The organism is Nocardioides sp. Z35_8, assembly GCF_059621125.1.
Genome location: NZ_JCAQIE010000001.1, coordinates 1,500,535 through 1,521,132 on the forward strand (window position 1 = coordinate 1,500,535; position 20,598 = coordinate 1,521,132).

Consider the following 20,598-nt stretch of genomic DNA (forward strand, 5'->3'; position numbering starts at 1 on the left):
CATGGGACTCGAGGAGAAGCTGCCGAGCGGCGTCCTGCTCACCACCGTCGAGGGCGTCGCGGGCTACATGCGCAAGGCGTCGTTCTGGCCGGCCACCTTCGGCCTGGCCTGCTGCGCCATCGAGATGATGACCACCGGCGGCCCCAAGTACGACCTCGCCCGCTTCGGCATGGAGGTCTTCCGGGCCAGCCCGCGCCAGGCCGACCTGATGATCGTCGCCGGCCGGGTGAGCCAGAAGATGGCACCCGTCCTGCGCCAGATCTACGACCAGATGCCCGAGCCCAAGTGGGTGCTCGCGATGGGCGTGTGCGCCTCGTCCGGCGGCATGTTCAACAACTACGCGATCGTGCAGGGCGTCGACCACGTGGTCCCCGTCGACATGTACCTGCCCGGGTGCCCGCCGCGCCCGGAGATGCTGATCGACGCGATCCTCAAGCTGCACGACCAGGTCCAGCACACCAAGCTCGGCGCCAACCGCCGCGAGGAGGTCGCCGCACTCGAGACCGACGCCCTGCGCGCGCTGCCGACCTCGGAGATGAAGGGGCTGCTGCGATGACCGAGAAGCCCGACGAGAAGGCCGCCGGCAAGGCCGCCGACGAGTCCGACGACAAGACCGACTCCAACGAGGCGGCGCGTCCGGCCGAGGAGCGCAACCTCGAGAACGCCAAGGCCCAGACCGGCACCGGCACCGGCGTCGAGCAGCGCGCGCCCGAGCAGTCGCCGGAGAACGTGCCGGCGCCGACGGGTGAGATGCACGCGGTCGGCGTGCGCCACGGCATGTTCGGTGTCACCGGCACCGGCGACACGTCCGGCTACGGCGGCCTGGTCAAGGCGATCCGCTTCCCCGAGGCGTCCCCGAGGCCCTACGGCGGCTGGTTCGACGAGGTGGCCGACGCGCTCGAGGAGCGCCTCGAGGCCGCCGGGCTCACCTCGGCCATCGAGAGCGTCGTGGTGCACCGCGGCGAGATCACCTTCCACGTCCGGCGCGAGGACCTGCCCTTCGTGGCGCAGATGCTCCGCGACGACGAGGCTCTCCGCTTCGAGTTCTGCTCCGGCGTCAGCGGGGTCCACTACCCCGACGACACGGGGCGCGAGCTCCACGCGGTCTACCACCTGACGTCGATGACCCACAACCGGCTGATCCGGGTCGAGGTCACGGCGCCCGACAGCGACCCGCACGTGCCGAGCCTGGTGAGCATCTACCCGACGCTCGACTGGCACGAGCGCGAGACCTACGACATGTTCGGGATGATCTTCGACGGTCACCCCGCTCTGACCCGGGTGCTCATGCCGGACGACTGGCCGGGCCACCCGCAGCGCAAGGACTACCCCCTCGGCGGCATCCCCGTCGAGTACAAGGGCGGGTCCATCCCTCCGCCCGACCAGCGCAGGAGCTACAACTGATGGCTACCGACAACGACCTCTACGCCACCCCGGGCGAGACCAGCCAGGGCCGCGTCTTCACCGTCACCGGCCAGGACTGGGACTCGATCACCCAGAGCATCAGCGAGTCCGCCGACGAGCGGGTCGTGGTCAACATGGGTCCGCAGCACCCCTCGACCCACGGCGTGCTCCGGCTCATCCTCGAGCTCGAGGGGGAGACGGTCACCGAGGCCCGGTGCGGCATCGGCTACCTCCACACCGGCATCGAGAAGAACATGGAGTACCGCTCCTGGGTGCAGGGCGTCACCTACTGCACCCGCATGGACTACCTCTCCCCGTTCTACAACGAGGCGACCTACGTCCTGGGCGTGGAGCGGCTGCTCGACATCGAGGACCAGATCCCGGAGAAGGCGCAGGTCATGCGCGTGCTCCTGATGGAGCTCAACCGGCTCTCCTCCCACCTCGTCGCGATCGCCACCGGCGGCATGGAGCTGGGCGCGCTGACGGTCATGACCATCGGCTTCCGCGAGCGCGAGCTGGTGCTCGACCTGTTCGAGCTGATCACCGGCCTGCGGATGAACCACGCGTTCATCCGCCCCGGCGGCGTCGCGCAGGACCTGCCGCCCGGTGCGCTCGACGAGATCCGCGACTTCATCGCGCTGATGAGGAAGCGGCTGCCCGAGTACGCCGCGCTGTGCAACGCCAACCCGATCTTCAAGGGCCGCCTGGAGGGTGTCGGGCACCTCGACCTCGCCGGCTGCCTGGCGCTGGGGCTCACCGGCCCGGTGCTGCGCTCGACCGGCTACGCCTGGGACCTCCGCAAGACCCAGCCCTACTGCGGCTACGAGGACTACGACTTCGAGGTCCAGACCTGGGACACCGCCGACTCCTACGGCCGCTTCCGCATCCGGCTCAACGAGATGTGGGAGTCGCTCAAGATCGTCGAGCAGTGCGCCGACCGCCTCGCCGGTCTCGAGGGCGCGCCCGTGATGGTGGGCGACAAGAAGATCGCGTGGCCCAGCCAGCTCGCCATCGGCAGCGACGGCATGGGCAACAGCCTCGACCACATCCGCCACATCATGGGCGAGTCGATGGAGGCCCTGATCCACCACTTCAAGCTGGTCACCGAGGGCTTCCGGGTCCCGGCCGGACAGGCCTACGTCCCGATCGAGTCGCCCCGGGGCGAGCTGGGCGCCCACGTCGTCTCCGACGGCGGCACGCGGCCCTTCCGCGCCCACTTCCGCGACCCGTCGTTCACCAACCTGCAGGCGACGAGCGTGATGAGCGAGGGCGGCATGGTCGCCGACGTCATCGTCGCCATCGCCTCCATCGACCCCGTGATGGGAGGAGTCGACCGATGAGCGCCGACCACAGCCTCGAGCGCCCTGGCCTCGACGAGAAGACCTGGGCCGAGCTGCGCGAGATCGCGGACCGCTACCCCGAGAAGCGCTCGGGCCTGCTGCCGATGCTGCACCTCGTGCAGTCGGTCGAGGGCCGGGTCACGCCCGAGGGCATCGAGGCCTGCGCCGAGGTGCTCGGCATCAGCGCCGCCGAGGTCAACGGCGTGGCGACCTTCTACACGATGTACAAGCGCAAGCCGGTAGGCGACTACCACGTCGGCGTGTGCACCAACACGCTGTGCGCGGTGATGGGCGGCGACCTGATCTTCGAGCGGCTCAAGGAGCACCTCGACGTCGGCAACGACGAGACCACCGAGGACGGCAAGATCACCCTCGAGCACGTCGAGTGCAACGCCGCGTGCGACTACGCCCCGGTGATGATGGTCAACTGGGAGTTCATGGACAACCAGACGCCGGAGTCGGCCGTGGAGGTCGTCGACGACCTGCGTGCCGGCAAGGAGGTCCGCTCCACCCGCGGCCCGCGCCTGTGCACGTGGCGCGAGGCCGAGCGGGTGCTCGCCGGCTTCCCCGACGACCGCGCCGACGAGGGGCCGGCCGCCGGCCCCGCCTCGCTGGCCGGGCTCGCGATCGCCCGTGAGAAGGGCTGGACGGCTCCGGAGGGAGAGAGCAAGTGACGGACACACTGACCCCCGTCCTCACCGCCAACTGGGACGCCGAGCGCGCCTGGACCCTGGCGTCCTACGAGGAGCACGGTGGCTACGCGGCCGTCGACAAGGCGTTCGCGATGTCGCCCGACGACGTGATCAACGCCGTCAAGGAGTCCGGCCTCCGCGGTCGCGGCGGCGCCGGCTTCCCGACCGGCATGAAGTGGGGCTTCATCCCGCAGGACAACCCCCGGCCCAAGTACCTCGTGGTCAACGCCGACGAGTCCGAGCCGGGCACCTGCAAGGACATCCCGCTCATGATGGCCAGCCCCCACACGCTGGTCGAGGGCGTCATCATCAGCTCCTACGCGATCCGCGCCCACACCGCGTTCATCTACGTGCGCGGTGAGGTCCTCCACGTCATCCGCCGCCTCCAGCGCGCGGTGCAGGAGGCCTACCTGGCCGGCCACCTCGGCAAGAACATCCACGGCTCGGGCTACGACCTCGACCTCATCGTGCACGCCGGTGCCGGCGCCTACATCTGCGGCGAGGAGACGGCGCTGCTCGAGGGCCTCGAGGGCCGCCGCGGCCAGCCGCGGCTGCGCCCGCCGTTCCCGGCCGTCGCCGGCCTCTACGCCAGCCCGACGGTCATCAACAACGTCGAGTCGATCGCCTCCGTGCCGAGCATCATCGCCAACGGCGCCGCCTGGTTCGCCGGGATGGGCACCGAGAAGTCCAACGGCTTCGGCATCTTCAGCCTCTCGGGCCACGTCACCAACCCCGGTCAGTACGAGGCGCCGCTCGGCATCACCCTGCGCGAGCTGATCGACCTGGCCGGCGGCATGCGCGAGGGCCACGAGCTCAAGTTCTGGACGCCCGGCGGCTCCAGCACCCCGCTGCTGACGCCCGAGCACCTCGACGTGCCGCTGGACTTCGAGGCCGTCGGCGCCGCCGGCTCCATGCTGGGCACCCGCGCCCTGCAGCTCTTCGACGAGACCACCTGCGTGGTGCGTGCGGTGCTGCGGTGGACCGAGTTCTACAAGCACGAGTCGTGCGGCAAGTGCACCCCGTGTCGCGAGGGCACGTGGTGGCTGACCCAGACGATGGCCAGGCTGGAGAACGGGCAGGGCAGCGAGGACGACCTCGACCTGCTCCTCGACCAGTGCGACAACATCCTCGGCCGCGCGTTCTGCGCCCTCGGTGACGGTGCCACGAGCCCCATCTCGAGCTCGATCCAGCACTTCCGCGACGAGTACCTCGCGCACCTGACCCACGGCGGCTGCCCGTTCGACCCGGCCGCCTCGACCGCCTTCGCACCGGTGGGAGCACCCGCATGAGCACGACCGACAAGGCGCCGGAGAAGATCGACACCGACCTGGTCACCCTGACCATCGACGGCGTCCAGGTCAGCGTCCCCAAGGACACGCTCGTCATCCGCGCCGCCGAGCAGGTCGGCGTGCAGATCCCGCGCTTCTGCGACCACCCGCTGCTCGACCCGGTCGGCGCGTGCCGCCAGTGCCTGGTCGACATCCCCGACGCCGGCAACGGCCGGGGATTCCCCAAGCCGCAGGCCTCGTGCACGCTGCCGGTGGCCGACGGCATGGTCGTCAACACCCAGGCGACCAGCGAGGTGGCCGACAAGGCGCAGCAGGGGATCATGGAGTTCCTGCTGATCAACCACCCGCTCGACTGCCCGGTGTGCGACAAGGGCGGCGAGTGCCCCCTGCAGAACCAGGCGATGAGCAACGGCCGCGGTGAGAGCCGGTTCTCCGAGCACGGTGGGATCAAGCGCACGTTCCCCAAGCCGATCAACATCTCCGCCCAGGTGCTGCTCGACCGCGAGCGCTGCGTGCTGTGCGCGCGCTGCACCCGCTTCTCCGAGCAGATCGCCGGCGACCCGTTCATCGCCCTCGCCGAGCGCGGTGCGCTCCAGCAGGTCGCGATCTACGAGCGCGAGCCCTTCGAGAGCTACTTCTCCGGCAACGCGATCCAGATCTGCCCGGTCGGCGCGCTCACCTCGGCCGACTACCGCTTCCGCTCGCGCCCGTTCGACCTGGTCTCCGTGCCCGGCGTCGCCGAGCACGACGCCTGCGGCTCCGCGATCCGCATCGACCACCGCCGCGGCAAGGTGATGCGCCGCCTGGCCGGCAACGACCCCGAGGTCAACGAGGAGTGGATCAGCGACAAGGACCGGTTCGCCTTCCGCTACACCCAGCTCCCCGACCGGATCACCTACCCGCAGGTCCGCGACAACGGCGAGCTGCGTCCGGCCTCGTGGCCCGAGGCGTTCGCCGTCGCCGCGCGCGGCCTGCGTGACGCCGGCGCCGCCGCCGTGCTCACCGGTGGCCGGCTGACCGCCGAGGACGCCTACGCCTACGCCAAGTTCGCGCGCGTCTCGCTCGGCACCAACGACATCGACTTCCGGGCCCGCCCGCACAGCGCCGAGGAGGCCGCCTTCCTGGCCTCCCACGTCGCGCTGGCCGGTGACGTCACCTACGCCGACCTCGAGGCCGCACCCGTCGTGGTGCTGCTCGGCCTCGAGCCCGAGGACGAGGCCGCGGCCATCTTCCTGCGGCTGCGCAAGGCGGCGAAGCGTGGGCGCACCCAGGTCGTGTCCGTCGCGCCCTACACCTCCCGCGGCCTGGCCAAGATGAACGGCCGGCTCGTGCCGGCCGCGCCCGGCACCGAGGCCGAGGTGATCGGCTCGCTCAAGGACGCCGAGCACGGCATCACCAACGACGCCGTGATCCTCGTCGGCGAGCGGCTCGCCCAGACCCACGGCGCTCTCGCCGCCGCCGCCGAGCTCGCCGCCGGCACCGGCGCGCGGATCGCCTGGGTGCCGCGCCGCGCCGGCGACCGCGGAGCGGTCGAGGCGGGCGCCCTGCCCCACCTGCTGCCCGGCGGTCGTCCCGTCGCCGAGGCGTCCGCCCGCGTCGACGTGGGTGCCGCCTGGGGCGTGGACGCACTGCCCGTCAAGGCCGGACGTGACGGCAACGCGATCGTGGCGGCCCTCGCCAAGGGCGAGCTCGGTGGCCTCGTCGTCGCGGGCGTCGACCCCGACGACACGGCCGACCCGGCCGCGTTCCGCGCCGCGCTCGACGCCGCCGGCTTCGTGGTCAGCCTCGAGCTCCGCGAGACCGACGTGACCCGCGTCGCCGACGTCGTCCTGCCGGTGGCGCCGGTCACCGACAAGGCCGGCACCTTCGTGACGTGGGACGGCCGGGCCCGCGCCTTCGACGCGGTCTTCGCCAATCCCTCCTCCCTCCCCGACCTGCGCGTCCTGTCCGGCATCGCCGACGAGCTCGCCGCGCTCGGGCAGGGGCGTCCGCTCGGCTTCCGCACGGTGGGCGAGGTGCGCGAGGAGATGCAGTCCCTCGGTCCGTGGGACGGCGCCCGCCCGGCGCTGGAGGCCGGCAAGGCCCCGCGTCCGGCCAAGCCGGTCCGCAAGGGCGAGACCTCGTTCGCGCTCGCGACCTGGAAGCAGCTCATCGACCTCGGCTCGCTGCAGGACGGCGAGGAGCACCTGCGCGCCACCGCCCGCAGGCCCGTGGCCCGCGTGAGCCGTGCGTCCTACGAGTCGGTGCTCGGCATGCTCGAGGCCCAGCCCGGCGGCGAGCAGCTCGTCACCGTCACCGGCGACCGGGGCAGCGTGACGCTGCCCGTCGAGGTCGCCGACCTGCCCGACGGCGTGGTCTGGGTCCCGGCCCGGTCCTTCGGCCGCGGCGTCCTCGCCGAGCTCGCCTCGCCCGGCAGCCCGGTCACCCTGAAGGGAGCCTCACGATGACGATGCTCGCTCCGCTGGCGGCGGACCTCCCGGACCCCGGCCTGGCCGCCTTCGGCCAGGACCCGTGGTGGGTGATCGCGCTCAAGGCCGTGCTCATCTTCCTGGTCCTGGTGCTGCTGACCCTGTTCAACATCTGGTTCGAGCGCCGGGTCGTGGCCCGGATGCAGCACCGCCCCGGGCCCAACGTCAACGGTCCCTTCGGCCTCCTGCAGTCGCTGGCCGACGGCGTCAAGCTCGCGCTCAAGGAGGACATCGTCCCCAAGGCGGCCGACAAGGTCGTCTTCCTGGTGGCGCCGATCATCGCGGTCGTGCCCGCCTTCGTGACCTGGGCGGTGATCCCGCTCGGGCCCGAGGTCAACTTCTTCGGCCACCGGACCCCGCTGCAGCTCACCGACATGCCCGTGGCGGTGCTCTTCATGCTCGCCATCGCCTCGATCGGCATCTACGGCATCGTCCTCGGCGGCTGGTCGTCCGGCTCGACCTACTCCCTGCTCGGCGGTCTGCGCTCGAGCGCGCAGATGATCTCCTACGAGGTCGCGATGGGCCTCGCGCTCGTGGCGGTGTTCCTCTACGCCGGGTCGATGTCGACCTCGGAGATCGTCGCCGCACAGGACCGGCTCTGGTTCGGCCTGATCCTGCTGCCGTCCTTCGTCATCTACGTCATCTCGATGGTCGGCGAGACCAACCGCGCGCCCTTCGACCTCCCTGAGGCCGAGGGCGAGCTGGTCGGCGGCTTCCACACCGAGTACTCCAGCCTCAAGTTCGCGCTGTTCTTCCTGGCCGAGTACATCAACCTCGCGACCGTGTCGGCCATCGCCACCACGCTCTTCCTCGGCGGCTGGGCCGCGCCGTGGGGCATCGAGCACGTGTGGGAGGGCGCCAACAGCGGCTACTGGCCCCTGCTGTGGTTCTTCGGCAAGGTCTTCTGCTTCATCTTCCTGTTCGTGTGGCTGCGCGGCTCGCTGCCCCGCATGCGCTACGACCAGTTCATGGCGCTGGGCTGGAAGGTGCTCATCCCGGTCTCGCTGGCCTGGATCGTGGCCGTCGCGACCATCCGCGTCATCTCGCTCGAGGGCAACATCAACCGCACCTACCTCGTGGCCGCGATCGCCGTGCTGCTGGTCCTCACCGTCGGGCTGATGTTCGTCGGGGACAAGACGTCCGAGGACGAGCCCGTCGAGGCGCGCGAGGAGCCGCAGGACGCGTTCGCCGGCGGGTTCCCCGTGCCGCCGATGCCGACCGGCGGTGCCGTCCGCGGCGGCGCCCAGCCCCTCACGTTCGCCCAGAGCCGCACCACCGTCACCGCCGCAGCGGAGGAGAACCATGAGTGAGTCGTCTCAGTCCGGGCAGGGCTCCAAGGGGATCAAGGAGAGCCTCTGGGACCCGATCGCCGGGTTCGGCGTCACCTTCCGAACGATGTTCAAGAAGGTCGTCACCGAGCAGTACCCGTTCGAGAAGGTGCCGACCGCTCCGCGCTTCCACGGCCGGCACCAGCTCAACCGCTGGCCCGACGGGCTGGAGAAGTGCATCGGGTGCGAGCTGTGCGCCTGGGCCTGCCCTGCCGACGCGATCTACGTCGAGGGCGCGTCCAACGTCGACCTGCCGGACGGCTCCGGTCGCTTCAGCCCCGGTGAGCGCTACGGCCGCGTCTACCAGATCAACTACCTGCGCTGCATCCTGTGCGGGCTCTGCATCGAGGCGTGCCCGACCCGCGCGCTGACCATGACCAACGAGTACGAGCTCGCCGACGACAACCGGGCCGACCTCATCTACGAGAAGTCCGACCTGCTGGCCCCGCTCCTGCCGGGCATGGAGGAGCCGCCGCACGCGATGCGCCTCGGCGACGACGAGGGCGACTACTACCGGGGGGCGACCCGATGAACCACCCCACGGAGTTCTCGTCCTCCTCCGCTTCGCTCCTCCGTCCGACAACTCCGAGGGGACCCCGATGACCTTCTGGATCCTCGCCCCGATCATGGTCGCGGCCGCGCTGGGCATCCTGTTCGTCCGCAAGGCCGTGCACGCCGCGCTGCTGCTCGCCGTGGTGATGATCAGCCTGGCGTTCCTCTACGCCGTGCTCGACGCGCCGTTCCTCTTCGCGGTGCAGATCATCGTCTACACCGGCGCGATCTTGATGCTCTTCCTGTTCGTGATGATGCTCATCGGCGTCGACGCCACGGACTCCGTCGTGGAGACCATCCGCGGCCAGCGCGCGATGGCGATCGTGCTGGGCCTGCTGTTCGGGATCGTGCTGGTCCTGGGCCTCAGCCAGGTCACCCTCGGCACGGTCGTCGGCCTCGACGAGGCCAACGCCGGGGGCAACGTGCCCGCGATCGCCAACATCCTGTTCTCCCGCTACGTCTTCGCCTTCGAGGCGACCAGCGCGCTGCTGATCACCGCAGCCCTCGGCGCGATGGTGCTCGCCCACCGCGAGCGCCTCACGCCCAGGGCGACGCAGGCCGACCTCGCCGCCCAGCGGCTGCGTGACTACGCCGAGCACGGCAAGCACCCCGGTCCGCTCCCCGCGCCCGGCGTCTACGCTCGCCACAACGCGGTCGACACCCCCGCGCTGCTGCCCGACGGCACGCCGGCCGAGTCGTCGGTCTCGCGCGTGCTCGTCGCCCGCGGCACGGTCCGCTCGGCCCCGGCGTTCGCCGACGACATCGTCGACGTGCGCCGCCAGATCGGCGACCCGAGCGCGATGCCGGAGACCTCGGGCAAGGCCGGCTCGCCCGCCACCACCGAGGAGGACGTCGTCAAGCACGCCGACAGCCACGCCGCCGGTGACCCCGTCGTCGGCACGGACAAGGACACGGACCAGTGACCCAGTACATCGTCCTCTCGGCGATCCTGTTCACCATCGGCTGCGTGGGCGTCCTGACGCGCCGCAACGCCATCGTGGTGTTCATGTGCGTCGAGCTGATGCTCAACGCCTGCAACCTGGCGTTCGTGGCCTTCGCCCGCCAGCACGGCAACCTCGACGGGCAGATCACCGCCTTCTTCGTGATGGTCGTGGCCGCTGCCGAGGTCGTGATCGGGCTCGCGATCATCATGACCATCTTCCGCACCCGACGCTCGGCCTCGGTCGACGACGCCAGCCTGCTGAAGTACTGAGGGAGCACTCGTGAACCTGTTGTCCCACTCGGTCCTCGCCGCAGGGCTGCCGATGGCCGAGGGCGCCAGCGCGCCGATCGTCGCGCCCGACACCGGTGCCGGTGGCGTCTTCGACCTGCTGTGGCTGGTCATCGCGCTGCCGCTGCTCGGCGCGGTCCTGCTGCTCGGCGTCGCGCCGTTCCTGCCCGCCTCGCTCAAGGCGGCCGTCGACAAGCACGGCCACCTCCTCGGCACCGCGACGACCGCGCTGTCGTTCGTGGTCAGCCTCGTGCTCTTCATCGCGCTGCTCGGGCGCGAGGACGACGCCCGCCAGATGGGCCAGCACCTCTGGACGTGGTTCGAGACCGGCTCGTTGACGGTCGGCATGGACCTGCTCTACGACCCGCTGTCCGCGCTGTTCCTGCTGCTCATCACCGGCGTCGGCTCGCTGATCCACGTCTACGCCATCGGCTACATGGAGCACGACCCGCGCCGCCGCCGCTTCTTCGGCTACCTCAACCTGTTCGTCGCCGCGATGCTCACGCTGATCCTCTCGGCCAACTTCGTGGGCCTGTTCCTGGGCTGGGAGGGCGTCGGCCTGGCGTCCTACCTGCTCATCGGCTTCTGGCAGCACAAGCCGTCGGCCGCGGCCGCGGCCAAGAAGGCCTTCGTCATCAACCGCGTGGGCGACATCGGGCTGTCGCTGGCCATCGCGCTGATGTTCGCCACCTTCGGCACCACCGACTTCGGCGCCGTCAGCGAGCTGGCCGGCGAGGCCGGACAGGGCACGCTCAACGCCCTGGGCCTGCTGCTCCTGCTCGCCGCGTGCGGCAAGTCCGCCCAGGTGCCGCTGCAGGCGTGGCTGCTCGACGCGATGGAGGGCCCGACCCCGGTCTCGGCCCTGATCCACGCCGCGACCATGGTCACCGCCGGCGTCTACCTCGTGGTGCGGTCCAACTTCATCTACGACCTCACGCCCGTCGCCCAGACCGCTGTGGTCATCGTCGCCACCGTCACGCTCCTGTGGGGCGCGATCCTCGGCTGCGCCAAGGACGACATCAAGAAGGCGCTCGCCGGCTCCACGATGAGCCAGATCGGCTACATGATGCTCGCCGCCGGCCTCGGCCCGGTGGGCTACCCGTTCGCGATCTTCCACCTGCTCACGCACGGGTTCTTCAAGGCCAACATGTTCCTCGGCGCGGGCTCGGTCATGCACGGCATGAACGACGACGTCGACATGCGCCACTACGGCGCGCTCAACAAGGCGATGCCGATCACCTTCGTGACCTTTGCGATGGGCTACCTCGCGATCATCGGGTTCCCCGGCTTCTCCGGCTTCTGGTCCAAGGACAAGATCATCGAGTCGGCCCTGGCCGACAACCTGCTGATCGGTCTCCTGGCGCTGCTCGGCGCCGGCATCACCGCCTTCTACATGACGCGCCTGATGCTGATGACCTTCTTCACCAGCAAGCGCTGGGCGCCCGACGTGCACCCGCACGAGTCGCCCAAGGTGATGACGGTGCCGCTCGTCGTGCTGGCCGCGCTCTCGGTCCTCGGCGGCGTCCTGCTGCTCGGCGACTGGATCGTCACGTGGCTCGAGCCCGTCACCGGGCACGCCGAGCACCACGAGCCCCCGCTGCCGGCCATCGTGATCACGCTGATCATCACCGCCGTCGTCGCGCTGGGCGTGGCCGCGGCCTGGTTCCTGGTGGGCAAGCGGGAGGTCCCGCGCGAGGCGCCGCAGGACGTGTCGTTCGCGACGCGGGCGGCCCGGGCCGACCTCTACGGCGACGCCATCAACGACGCCGTCGTCGTGCGTCCCGCGGCCGAGCTCGTCGGCGGCCTGACGACGTTCGACCGGGTCGGCGTCGACGGGGTCATCGAGGGCGGCTCGGCGGCCGTCGGCGGCCTGTCCAGGACGCTGCGCCGCGTCCAGAACGGGTTCGTCCGCTCCTACGCCCTGTCGGTCCTCGGCGGTGCGCTCCTCCTCGTCCTCGCCCTCCTGGTGGTGAACCTCGGATGAGCACCCTCCAGAGCCCTCCGCCCTCCCCGCTCAGCTCCTCCGTCGAACACCCCTGCGAGGACCCCGCATGACTCTCACGATCCTGATCCTGCTGCCGCTGGTCGGCGCGCTCGTCACGGCCCTGGTGCCGCACGCGGTCGCCCGGCTGGTCGGCCTCGGCTTCGCCGCCGCGACCCTGGTCGCCGCGGTCGTCGCCGCGACGCAGTACGACGTGGACGGCGGCATGCAGCTCACCGAGACCCACACGTGGATCGAGTCGCTGGGCGTCCACTACGCGCTCGGCCTCGACGGCCTCGGCCTGCTGATGGTCCTGCTCACGGTCGCGCTCGTGCCGATCGTGATGCTGGCCGGCTGGAACGAGTCGGATGCGGCGGGCAACAGCGGGGCGAAGGCCTTCTTCGCCTGGACCCTCGGCCTCGAGGCCATGTCGCTGGCCGTCTTCACCGCCACCGACGTGCTGCTGTTCTACGTCGTGTTCGAGGCGACGCTGATCCCGGCCTACTTCCTGATCGGCGGCTTCGGCCGGGCCGGCCGCGGACGCGCCGCGACCAAGTTCCTGATCTACCAGCTCGCCGGCGGGCTCATCATGCTCGCCTCGGTGATCGGGCTCTACGTCGTCTCGGCCGACGCCGGCAACCCGAGCTTCCTGATCAGCGACCTGGCCGCCCTCGACATCGACGAGACCACGCAGCGCTGGCTGTTCGTCGGCTTCTTCATCGCCTTCGCGATCAAGGCGCCGATGTTCCCGGTGCACACCTGGCTCGCCGACACCACTGAGAAGGCCACCACCGGCACCTCCGTGCTGCTGGTCTGCATCCTCGACAAGATCGGCACCTTCGGGATGCTGCGGTTCTGCCTGGGGCTGCTGCCCGAGGCCTCGCAGTGGGCCACCCCGGCGGTCGTCGTGCTGGCGCTGATCTCGATCATCTACGGCGCCCTCGTCGCCATCGGCCAGGACGACGTCCTGCGCCTGATCGGCCTCACGTCGCTGTCGCACTTCGGCTTCATCGTGCTGGGCATCTTCGTCTTCAGCCCGACCGGCGGGTCCGGCGCGATCCTCTACATGGTCAACCACGGCATCGCGACGGCGCTGATGTTCCTCGCTGCCGGGCTCCTGATCCGGCGCACGGGCACCGCGTCGATCCGCGAGATGGGCGGGGTCGAGAAGGCCGCACCGGTGCTGGCCGGCTTCTTCCTCGTCGGCGGCCTCGCCGCGGCGGGCCTCCCCGGCCTGTCGCCGTTCGTCTCCGAGATGCTCGTCATCATCGCCGCGTTCGACTACCACTGGGTGGTCGGTGCGATCGCGGTGCTCGCGATCGTCCTGGCCGCGTTCTACGCGCTCTGGATGTACCAGCGCACGATGACCGGCCCCGGTCGCGTCGACACGGCCCCCGTGGCCGACCTCGACCGGCGTGAGACCGGCATCCTCGCCCCGCTGCTGCTCGCACTCGTGCTGTTCGGCTTCTACCCGATGCCGCTGCTCGACGTCATCAACCCGTTCGTCAACGACTCGCTCGCGAGCGTGGGCATCGGCCAGGAGGGTGGTCCCCAGTGACCGAGTTCGTGAAGCCCATCGTCGACTACTTCGAGCTCTGGCCGCTGCTGGTCGTCTTCGGTGTGGCCTGCCTCGGCGTGGTCGTCGAGGCGTTCCTGCCGCGCGGGATCCGCTATCCCGCGCAGGTCGTGCTGGCCCTCGGTGGTCTCGTGCTCGCCCTGGTGGGCGTCGTGCTCGTCGCCCAGGACGTCCCGACCTACGACGGCGACGCGGCGCGCGGCGTGCTCGCCATGGGCGGCACCATCGCGGTCGACGGGCCGAGCCTCTTCATCTGGGGCCTGGTCCTCGCGCTGGCGATCGCGGGCGTGCTGCTCTTCGCCGAGCGGCACCTCGACGGCGGGGTGTCGGCGTTCGCCGGCCAGGCCGCCGCGGTGCCGGGCACCGACGCCGAGACGGCCTCGATCGCGGCCAACCGCGAGCACACCGAGGTCTACCCGCTGATGATGTTCGCGGTCTTCGGCATGATGCTGTTCCCCGCGGCCAACGACCTGCTGACGATGTTCGTCGGCCTCGAGGTCCTCTCGCTGCCGCTCTACCTGCTGAGCGGACTGGCGCGCAGGCGTCGCCTGCTCAGCCAGGAGGCCGCGCTCAAGTACTTCCTGCTCGGCGCCTTCTCCTCCGGCTTCTTCCTCTACGGCGCCGCGCTGCTCTACGGCTTCGCCGGCTCGCTCGACTTCGCCGCCATCAACGAGGCCGTCCGCAACGACGTGGGCAACCAGAGCCTGCTGCTGATCGGCACCGGCCTGCTCGCCGTGGGTCTGCTGTTCAAGGTCGGCGCCGTGCCCTTCCAGGCGTGGACGCCCGACGTCTACCAGGGCGCGCCCACCCCGGTCACCGCGTTCATGGCGGCCGGCACCAAGGTCGCGGCGTTCGGCGCGCTCATGCGGCTCTTCTACGTCGCCCTCGGCGCCGACCGCTGGTCGTGGCAGCCGATGCTGTGGGTCATCGCCATCCTCTCGATGTTCGTCGGCGCGGCGCTGGCCATCACGCAGAGCGACATCAAGCGCCTGCTGGCCTACTCCTCGATCGCGCACACCGGCTTCATCCTCACCGGCGTGGTGGGCCTGCAGGCCGCCGACCAGCTGGCCCCGGGCGAGATCACCTCGCTCCAGGCCGTGCTGTTCTACCTCGCGACCTACGGCTTCGCCACGATCGGTGCGTTCGCGGTCGTGAGCCTGGTCCGCGACGGTGGCGGCGAGACCACCGCGATCGACCGCTGGGCGGGCCTGGGCAAGGAGTCCCCGGTCGTCGCCGCGGTGTTCGCCTTCTTCCTGCTGGCGATGGCGGGCATCCCGCTCACCTCCGGCTTCGTGGGCAAGCTGGCGGTCTTCTCCGCGGCGCTCGCCGCGGGCGCGTGGCCGGTGGTCATCGCGGCCGTGATCGCGAGCATCATCGCCGCGTTCCTCTACGTCCGGGTCATCAAGGTCATGTACTTCGACGAGCCCGTCGGCGACGGTCCGAGCGTGGCCTACCCGTCGGTGCTCACCGCGGCGACCATCGCCGTCGGAGCCGCGGTGACCCTCGTCCTCGGCGTGGTGCCGGGGCCGGTGCTCGACCTGGCGGCGGTTGCGGGAGAATTCATCAGGTGACCGACTCGCCCCTCGCCATGCCCGTCGTCGACGCCGCCCTCGAACAGCGGCTGGTCGAGCGGATGACGCGCATCGAGGGCATGCTCGCCGACCACTGCCGCGGGCGTGCCCGGTTCGTCTCGGAGGCGGCGGCGCACCTGATGATGGCCGGCGGCAAGCGCTTCCGTCCGCTCCTGGTGCTGCTGGCCGCCGAGGCCGGCCCCGACCCGGATGCCGAGGCCGTCTACACCGCCGCGTGCGTGGTCGAGCTGACCCACGTCGCCTCGCTCTACCACGACGACGTGATGGACGAGGCGGCGCTGCGCCGCGGGGCGCACACCGCCAACGCGCGCTGGGACAACAACGTCGCGATCCTCACCGGCGACTTCCTCTTCGGCCGCTCCTCCGAGCTCACCGCGGCGCTCGGGCCGGAGGCCGTGCTGATCCAGGCGCGCACGTTCACGCGCCTCGTCGAGGGCCAGATCATGGAGACCGTGCCGCCGGGTCCGGGGGAGGACCCGCTCGCGCACTACCTCGACGTCGTGGCCGGCAAGACCGGCTCCCTCATCGCCACGTCGGCGCGCTACGGCGCGATGTTCAGCGGTGCGCGTCCCGTGGTCGTGGAGGCGCTCAGCTCCTACGGTGAGATCGTCGGCTCGGCGTTCCAGCTCACCGACGACATCCTCGACATCGCCTCGGAGTCCGACACGTCGGGCAAGACGCCGGGCACCGACCTGCGCGAGGGCGTGCCGACCCTGCCGGTGCTGATGGCGCAGGCCTCGACCGACCCGGCCGACGCCCGCCTGCTCAGCCTGCTCGGCCGCCCGCTCACCGACGACGCCGAGCACGCCGAGGCCCTCGAGCTGATGCGCCGCCACCCGGCCATGCAGCAGGCGCGCGACCACGTCCTCAGCGAGGCCGCCCGCGCGAAGAAGCTCCTCGAGGCCCTCGACCCCGGCCCGGTCCGCACCGCCCTGGAGTCCTTCGCCGACATCGTCGCCACGCGGACGTCCTGACCCACGCTCCTCCGACGTCACGTCCGCGCGAGGGCGGCGCGGATCAGCGAGGCGTTGTCGGGCGCTCGCGCGCCGTCGGGGAGCGTCAGGGTGTCCTCGAGCCCGATCCGGGTGTCGAGCCCGAGGCGGCGTGCGTGCACCAGCACCGGCCACGCGCTGCGGTCCTCACCGTGCAGCAGGACGGGGACGGCGTTCGCGGCGTCGTCGAGGAGGGCGAGCATGCGGTCGGCCAGGTCGAGGCACCGTGCCGCGTCGGGCTCGTCGGGGAGCTCGAGCAGCACGCGCACGCACCGGTCCCGCGATGGCCACGCCAGCCAGGCCTGCAGGGCGGCCTCGGTCCACAGCCCCGCCTCGACGCCGACGCCTCGCCCCAGGAGGGCGTCGGCGACCTGCTCGGCGCCGTCCTCGTGCCAGTTGACGGAGGCGAAGTCGGGGAGCACCGTCCACGAGCCGATCGCGGCGAGGCGGTCCTCGACCCCCGGTGCGGCCCAGGCCCCGGTGGTGATGCCGACCGGCGTGCCGGGTGACGCTGCGCGGATCGCCTCGAGCGTCTGGGCGACCGCGTCGGCGCGGAACGTGTCGCGACCCGACGCGTCCTTCTGGTGCACGTGCACCATCTCGGCACCGGCTCCGGTCACGGCGACCACGTCGTCCGCGAGCTGGGCGGGAGTCACCGGGAGGGCGGGGTGCTCGGTGGGCATCCGGGGACCGTTGAGGCAGGCCTTCAGCATGTCGGCAGGCTAGCGAGGTCAGCCGACGTCGAGCCACGCCCTGCGACGGTCCTGATCGCTGGTGCGGCGGCGTCCAGGGTCAGCCGCCGCCGGCTCCTCCGTCTCCTCCGCCCGCGACCTGGCTGCCGGTCCTGGTGGCCTTCACGGGACCGCGGCGGGCGTTCTCGACCACCAGAGCGATGAGGACGACGAGGAGGACCACGACGAGGTAGGTCATCTCGCGCGCCGCCTCGGCCGCGAGGAGTCGCACGGTGTCAGGCGCACAGGCATGGGGCCCCCAGGTGTCGGTGGGCCGGAGTCTGCCACGGCACCGGCTTCAGCGCGAGGGGCAGGCACGCCGCAGCGGATCGTTGCCTCGGGCGCCGGGGGCGCTGGCTGTCGGGTGGGACGCGAGCGTGCCGGTGGCCCCGCTACCGGGTGGGTGGCGGGGTGCGGGGCGGGGTCATCGTCGACGGGGTTGCGGGATGCCGGGTGGGCCCGGCTCGTCGATGCGGCTGGTGCCGGATGCGTCGCGGCGGTAGTGGTGGCCGTGCGGTGACGTCCATTCGAACGCGCCGGGGCCGGTGGTCTCGTAGCGCCAGGCGGTGTGGGTCTTGAGGCGGTGGTGGGACCGGCACAACGCGGCGAGGTTGTCGGTCTGGGTGGGGCCGGGCTGTGGTCTGCCTTCGGCGGCGGCGTCGTGGTCGTAGGGGGTGACGTGGTCGATGTCGCAGCCGCGGGCGGGGCGGGTGCACCAGGGGAAGACGCAGGTGCGGTCGCGAAGGACGATCTGCTCCCGGATCCGGTCGGGGACCTTGTAGGCGTCGGTGTGGAGCTGGGTGTTGAGGTCGATGACCGGCTTGATGGTGACGTTGGTGCGGGAGTCGGCGCACCAGTCGCGGATGTGGTCGAGCAGCACCAGCCGCCGGCCTTCCTCGAGCCGCCCGGTGGGACCGAAGACGGTGGCGTCACCGGAGAACGTGGCGTCGAGGTGGGCGTGCAGCACGACCTCGCGGGCGAGTGGGAGTCCGTCCTCGGCACGCGTGGTCGCGGCGCCTTGGTGGTGCAGGTCCAGCGCGGTCTGGGTGCGGGCGAGGTCACCCAAGGCGGCGGAGCGGCGGGCGTCGAGCGACTCCAGTGAGCCGAGCGCGGCGAGCGTCGCAGCGCCGTGGGCCAGCGCGCGGTCGAGGTCGATGGCGTCGGCGAGGTCGAGCTCTGCCTCGAACGTCATCGTGCCGGCGAAGTGGACCTCCTGGTCGTGGAGGGTGGCGTGGCGGGGGTCGACGTGGAGGTAGCCGTCCTCGGGGTCGGAGGCCGGGTCGGGGGCGGCGAGGTCGTAGCGCTTGATGGTCTCGGCGACGAGCCGGTCGAGCTGCGCCGGCCCGATGCGTCCGGCGACGGCGGCGACCTGGGTGTCCACGTATGCCGCGGCCTCGCGCGTCAGCGCGGGGGTGGTGTGGATCGTGGCCTCGGCGACCGCACGCGCGCGCCATGCCGGCACCCGACCGGCCTGCACCTGAGCCCACAGTCGCGGGAGGCGGTGACGCAGCTCGAGGGCGTGGCCGATGAGCCTCTTCGCCGAGACCGTCGAGACGCCCAGGACGCCGCCGAGCTCGGCGACGCAGAACTCCGCGACCAGGGGCGTGCCCTCACCTGCGATGGGCTCCTCGTGCTCACAGCCCGGCACGGTGAAGGAGGCCGCGGAGTGGATCGACTCAGGCGGGTGCAGATCCGCCCACTGCGCGGCGAGCACGAGCTGCCGCGCGGCTTCGGCGTTCTCGGTCTCGCGCGACCTCATGATCGAGGCGAGCAGATCGGAGGCGGTGAGGTCGTCCACCTCACCCGCTTGCTGCCTCGCCAGCATGCCGATCATGTGTTCGATTCTACCGCCAGCCGCTGACAATCGCCCGGGGCGGACTCAAGCTGTTGATACACCGCACCACCGACGGGGGAACACGGCTCGGGCCCAGGGGGCCGCGGGCCCCTCATGCGCGCGTCCCTGCCAGCCAACCCGGATGCCGGATCCCCGCCGCGTCACCCCGCGTCCCACGGGCATGACGGCCTCTGTCCGACTGCCCCTCGCCAGCACGTTGCCCGGGTCCGTCGCCTGCGCTGCCCTGCTCGCTGGTTGCACGGGTCTCGGGCCATGGGCGTCGGACCCGGTGGGGGAGCAGTGGGAGTCGCGTCCGCCCTTGCCCAGCTGCGGCGCACTGCGGCTTCACCAGGGCGAGGCAGTGGAGGTCGAGGGCAGGTCCGAGCTCGCGTGCCTGGAACGCGCGCTCCGCCTCGGACGCGGGGCGGAGCTGAGCGTGCGGCATCCCACGACGGAGGGCGACCCCGTCACTGACTACTACCGGGTGACACCGGAGGGGTCGACGGAGCTGTACACCGACTCGACCCAGGATTCCTTCAGCGACCAGACGTGGAGCTTCGCCTCCTGTGAACGACCCACCGCGGCGCTCGACGTCAGCTGCTGACGGCCTCGTGCCACGGTCCCGGTCAGGGACGCCTCGCTCACACGGCGCTGGCCTCCGCCGCCAAGCGCAGCTGCCGGCGATGGTGCTTGATCGCCTCGACGGTGAAGATCGCGAGCGCGACCCAGACCAGTCCGAAGCCGATCCAGCGGCTGGCGGGCATGTCCTCGCGGAAGACGAGGATGCCGAGGGCGAACTGGAGGGTGGGTGCGAGGTACTGGAGCAGCCCGAGCGACACCATCGAGACCCGGTTGGCAGCTGCCCCGAAGAGCATGAGCGGGATGGCGGTGATCACGCCGGTGGTGGTGAAGAGGAGTGCGTGCCCGACGCCGTGACCGCCGAAGGTGGACTGACCGGCCGCGACGAGCCAGGCGACGTACGCCGCCGCGAAGGGCGCGATGACCAGGGTCTCCAGCGTGATGCTCTCCACCGCGCCGGCGCCCGCCTGCTTCTTGAGCAGGCCGTAGGTGCCGAAGGAGAACGCGAGCAGCAGCGCCACCCACGGCGGCTCGCCGTAGTCGACGGTGAGCACGACGACGGCGAGGAGGGCGATCGCCATGGCGATCCACTGCAGGCGCCGCAGGCGCTCGCCGAGGAGCAGCACGCCCATCAGCACGGTGACGAGCGGGTTGATGAAGTAGCCGAGGGAGGTCTCGACCACGCGGTCGTTGTTGACGCCCCAGATGTAGGCGCCCCAGTTGACGGAGATGACGAGCGCCGCGCAGACGAGGAGGAGCAGCCGCTGCCGGTCGCGCAGCAGCGCCCGGAAGTGCCCGACGCGTCGCGCCAGCACCAGGATGACGAGCATCGTCAGCACCGACCAGACGATGCGGTGGGCCAGGATCTCGATGGCACCGGCCGGCTCCAGCAGGGTCCAGTAGAGCGGGAAGGTGCCCCAGAGCGTGTAGGCGAGCGCGCCGAAGACCACTCCGCGACGGCTATCTGGCACTCACGGAGTCTAGGGCGGCCCCGTCACCTACGATGGGC

18 protein-coding genes are annotated in these 20,598 nt (G+C 71.1%); 14 read left to right on the forward strand and 4 right to left on the reverse strand.

Features of this window, described 5'->3' with window-relative positions; genetic code table 11:
- Window position 1: 1 nt before the first annotated feature.
- From AC54T2_RS07230 to AC54T2_RS07295, 14 genes are all read left to right on the forward strand, one after another.
- The gene (locus AC54T2_RS07230) at window positions 2-556 is read left to right on the forward strand and encodes a NuoB/complex I 20 kDa subunit family protein (protein WP_186340170.1); all 555 of its coding nucleotides are present in this window, start codon (window positions 2-4) and stop codon (window positions 554-556) included.
- A complete protein-coding gene (locus AC54T2_RS07235) occupies window positions 553-1,404 on the forward strand; it encodes an NADH-quinone oxidoreductase subunit C (RefSeq protein ID WP_186340171.1) in 852 nt (283 codons plus the stop codon). Before AC54T2_RS07230 ends, AC54T2_RS07235 begins: the two co-directional genes overlap by 4 nt.
- Window positions 1,404-2,744 (forward strand): NADH-quinone oxidoreductase subunit D, encoded by a 1,341-nt coding sequence (locus AC54T2_RS07240; protein WP_186340172.1) that lies wholly within the window; start codon window positions 1,404-1,406, stop codon window positions 2,742-2,744. Before AC54T2_RS07235 ends, AC54T2_RS07240 begins: the two co-directional genes overlap by 1 nt.
- Window positions 2,741-3,418: an NADH-quinone oxidoreductase subunit NuoE gene (gene nuoE / locus AC54T2_RS07245; RefSeq protein ID WP_186340173.1), complete on the forward strand. Its 678-nt coding sequence runs from the start codon at window positions 2,741-2,743 to the stop codon at window positions 3,416-3,418. The genes AC54T2_RS07240 and nuoE overlap by 4 nt, the downstream gene beginning before the upstream one ends.
- Entirely contained in the window at window positions 3,415-4,725 is a 1,311-nt protein-coding gene (gene nuoF, locus AC54T2_RS07250) for an NADH-quinone oxidoreductase subunit NuoF (protein WP_186340174.1), read from the forward strand. Before nuoE ends, nuoF begins: the two co-directional genes overlap by 4 nt.
- A complete protein-coding gene (locus AC54T2_RS07255) occupies window positions 4,722-7,172 on the forward strand; it encodes an NADH-quinone oxidoreductase subunit G (RefSeq protein WP_496665867.1) in 2,451 nt (816 codons plus the stop codon). The genes nuoF and AC54T2_RS07255 overlap by 4 nt, the downstream gene beginning before the upstream one ends.
- 2 nt (window positions 7,173-7,174) lie before the next feature.
- Entirely contained in the window at window positions 7,175-8,503 is a 1,329-nt protein-coding gene (gene nuoH, locus AC54T2_RS07260) for an NADH-quinone oxidoreductase subunit NuoH (RefSeq protein ID WP_496666258.1), read from the forward strand.
- Complete coding sequence (gene nuoI, locus AC54T2_RS07265; protein WP_206054495.1) at window positions 8,496-9,053, forward strand: NADH-quinone oxidoreductase subunit NuoI; 558 nt, start codon at window positions 8,496-8,498, stop codon at window positions 9,051-9,053. Before nuoH ends, nuoI begins: the two co-directional genes overlap by 8 nt.
- 67 nt (window positions 9,054-9,120) lie before the next feature.
- Window positions 9,121-9,996, forward strand: coding sequence for an NADH-quinone oxidoreductase subunit J (locus AC54T2_RS07270; protein WP_496665868.1), 876 nt, complete (start codon window positions 9,121-9,123; stop codon window positions 9,994-9,996).
- Complete coding sequence (gene nuoK / locus AC54T2_RS07275; protein ID WP_129456153.1) at window positions 9,993-10,286, forward strand: NADH-quinone oxidoreductase subunit NuoK; 294 nt, start codon at window positions 9,993-9,995, stop codon at window positions 10,284-10,286. The genes AC54T2_RS07270 and nuoK overlap by 4 nt, the downstream gene beginning before the upstream one ends.
- 52 nt (window positions 10,287-10,338) lie before the next feature.
- Window positions 10,339-12,288, forward strand: coding sequence for an NADH-quinone oxidoreductase subunit L (nuoL, locus tag AC54T2_RS07280; RefSeq protein WP_496666259.1), 1,950 nt, complete (start codon window positions 10,339-10,341; stop codon window positions 12,286-12,288).
- Window positions 12,289-12,355: 67 nt separating this feature from the next.
- On the forward strand, window positions 12,356-13,843 hold the full coding sequence (locus AC54T2_RS07285) for an NADH-quinone oxidoreductase subunit M (RefSeq protein ID WP_496665869.1): 1,488 nt from the start codon (window positions 12,356-12,358) through the stop codon (window positions 13,841-13,843).
- Window positions 13,840-15,432: an NADH-quinone oxidoreductase subunit NuoN gene (nuoN, locus tag AC54T2_RS07290; RefSeq protein WP_186340180.1), complete on the forward strand. Its 1,593-nt coding sequence runs from the start codon at window positions 13,840-13,842 to the stop codon at window positions 15,430-15,432. Before AC54T2_RS07285 ends, nuoN begins: the two co-directional genes overlap by 4 nt.
- A 17-nt stretch (window positions 15,433-15,449) precedes the next feature.
- Window positions 15,450-16,427, forward strand: coding sequence for a polyprenyl synthetase family protein (locus tag AC54T2_RS07295; protein ID WP_496666260.1), 978 nt, complete (start codon window positions 15,450-15,452; stop codon window positions 16,425-16,427).
- 17 nt (window positions 16,428-16,444) lie between these two features.
- On the opposite strand, the gene AC54T2_RS07300 is transcribed toward AC54T2_RS07295, so the two are convergent.
- The 4 genes from AC54T2_RS07300 to rarD form a co-directional block, all read right to left on the reverse strand.
- Window positions 16,445-17,158, reverse strand: a complete 714-nt coding sequence (locus AC54T2_RS07300) for a 3-keto-5-aminohexanoate cleavage protein (RefSeq protein WP_496665870.1) — start codon at window positions 17,156-17,158, stop codon at window positions 16,445-16,447.
- Window positions 17,159-17,237: 79 nt separating this feature from the next.
- Complete coding sequence (locus AC54T2_RS07305) at window positions 17,238-17,408, reverse strand: hypothetical protein (RefSeq protein ID WP_489975717.1); 171 nt, start codon at window positions 17,406-17,408, stop codon at window positions 17,238-17,240.
- Between the two features lie 192 nt (window positions 17,409-17,600).
- Window positions 17,601-19,010, reverse strand: a complete 1,410-nt coding sequence (locus tag AC54T2_RS07310) for an HNH endonuclease signature motif containing protein (protein ID WP_496665871.1) — start codon at window positions 19,008-19,010, stop codon at window positions 17,601-17,603.
- Window positions 19,011-19,651: 641 nt separating this feature from the next.
- Entirely contained in the window at window positions 19,652-20,560 is a 909-nt protein-coding gene (rarD, locus tag AC54T2_RS07315) for an EamA family transporter RarD (RefSeq protein ID WP_186340183.1), read from the reverse strand.
- Between the last annotated feature and the right edge of the window lie 38 nt (window positions 20,561-20,598).

Bases quoted from the DNA above. Each gene is read 5' to 3' on its own strand.
- AC54T2_RS07230 (WP_186340170.1), top strand. From the start codon at position 2: ATGGGACTCGAGGAGAAGCTGCCGAGCGGCGTCCTGCTCACCACCGTC.
- AC54T2_RS07235 (WP_186340171.1), top strand. From the start codon at position 553: ATGACCGAGAAGCCCGACGAGAAGGCCGCCGGCAAGGCCGCCGACGAG.
- AC54T2_RS07240 (WP_186340172.1), top strand. From the start codon at position 1,404: ATGGCTACCGACAACGACCTCTACGCCACCCCGGGCGAGACCAGCCAG.
- nuoE (WP_186340173.1), top strand. From the start codon at position 2,741: ATGAGCGCCGACCACAGCCTCGAGCGCCCTGGCCTCGACGAGAAGACC.
- AC54T2_RS07255 (WP_496665867.1), top strand. From the start codon at position 4,722: ATGAGCACGACCGACAAGGCGCCGGAGAAGATCGACACCGACCTGGTC.
- nuoH (WP_496666258.1), top strand. From the start codon at position 7,175: ATGCTCGCTCCGCTGGCGGCGGACCTCCCGGACCCCGGCCTGGCCGCC.
- nuoI (WP_206054495.1), top strand. From the start codon at position 8,496: ATGAGTGAGTCGTCTCAGTCCGGGCAGGGCTCCAAGGGGATCAAGGAG.
- AC54T2_RS07270 (WP_496665868.1), top strand. From the start codon at position 9,121: ATGACCTTCTGGATCCTCGCCCCGATCATGGTCGCGGCCGCGCTGGGC.
- nuoL (WP_496666259.1), top strand. From the start codon at position 10,339: ATGGCCGAGGGCGCCAGCGCGCCGATCGTCGCGCCCGACACCGGTGCC.
- AC54T2_RS07285 (WP_496665869.1), top strand. From the start codon at position 12,356: ATGACTCTCACGATCCTGATCCTGCTGCCGCTGGTCGGCGCGCTCGTC.
- AC54T2_RS07295 (WP_496666260.1), top strand. From the start codon at position 15,450: ATGCCCGTCGTCGACGCCGCCCTCGAACAGCGGCTGGTCGAGCGGATG.
- AC54T2_RS07300 (WP_496665870.1), bottom strand. From the start codon at position 17,158: ATGCTGAAGGCCTGCCTCAACGGTCCCCGGATGCCCACCGAGCACCCC.
- AC54T2_RS07310 (WP_496665871.1), bottom strand. From the start codon at position 19,010: ATGATCGGCATGCTGGCGAGGCAGCAAGCGGGTGAGGTGGACGACCTC.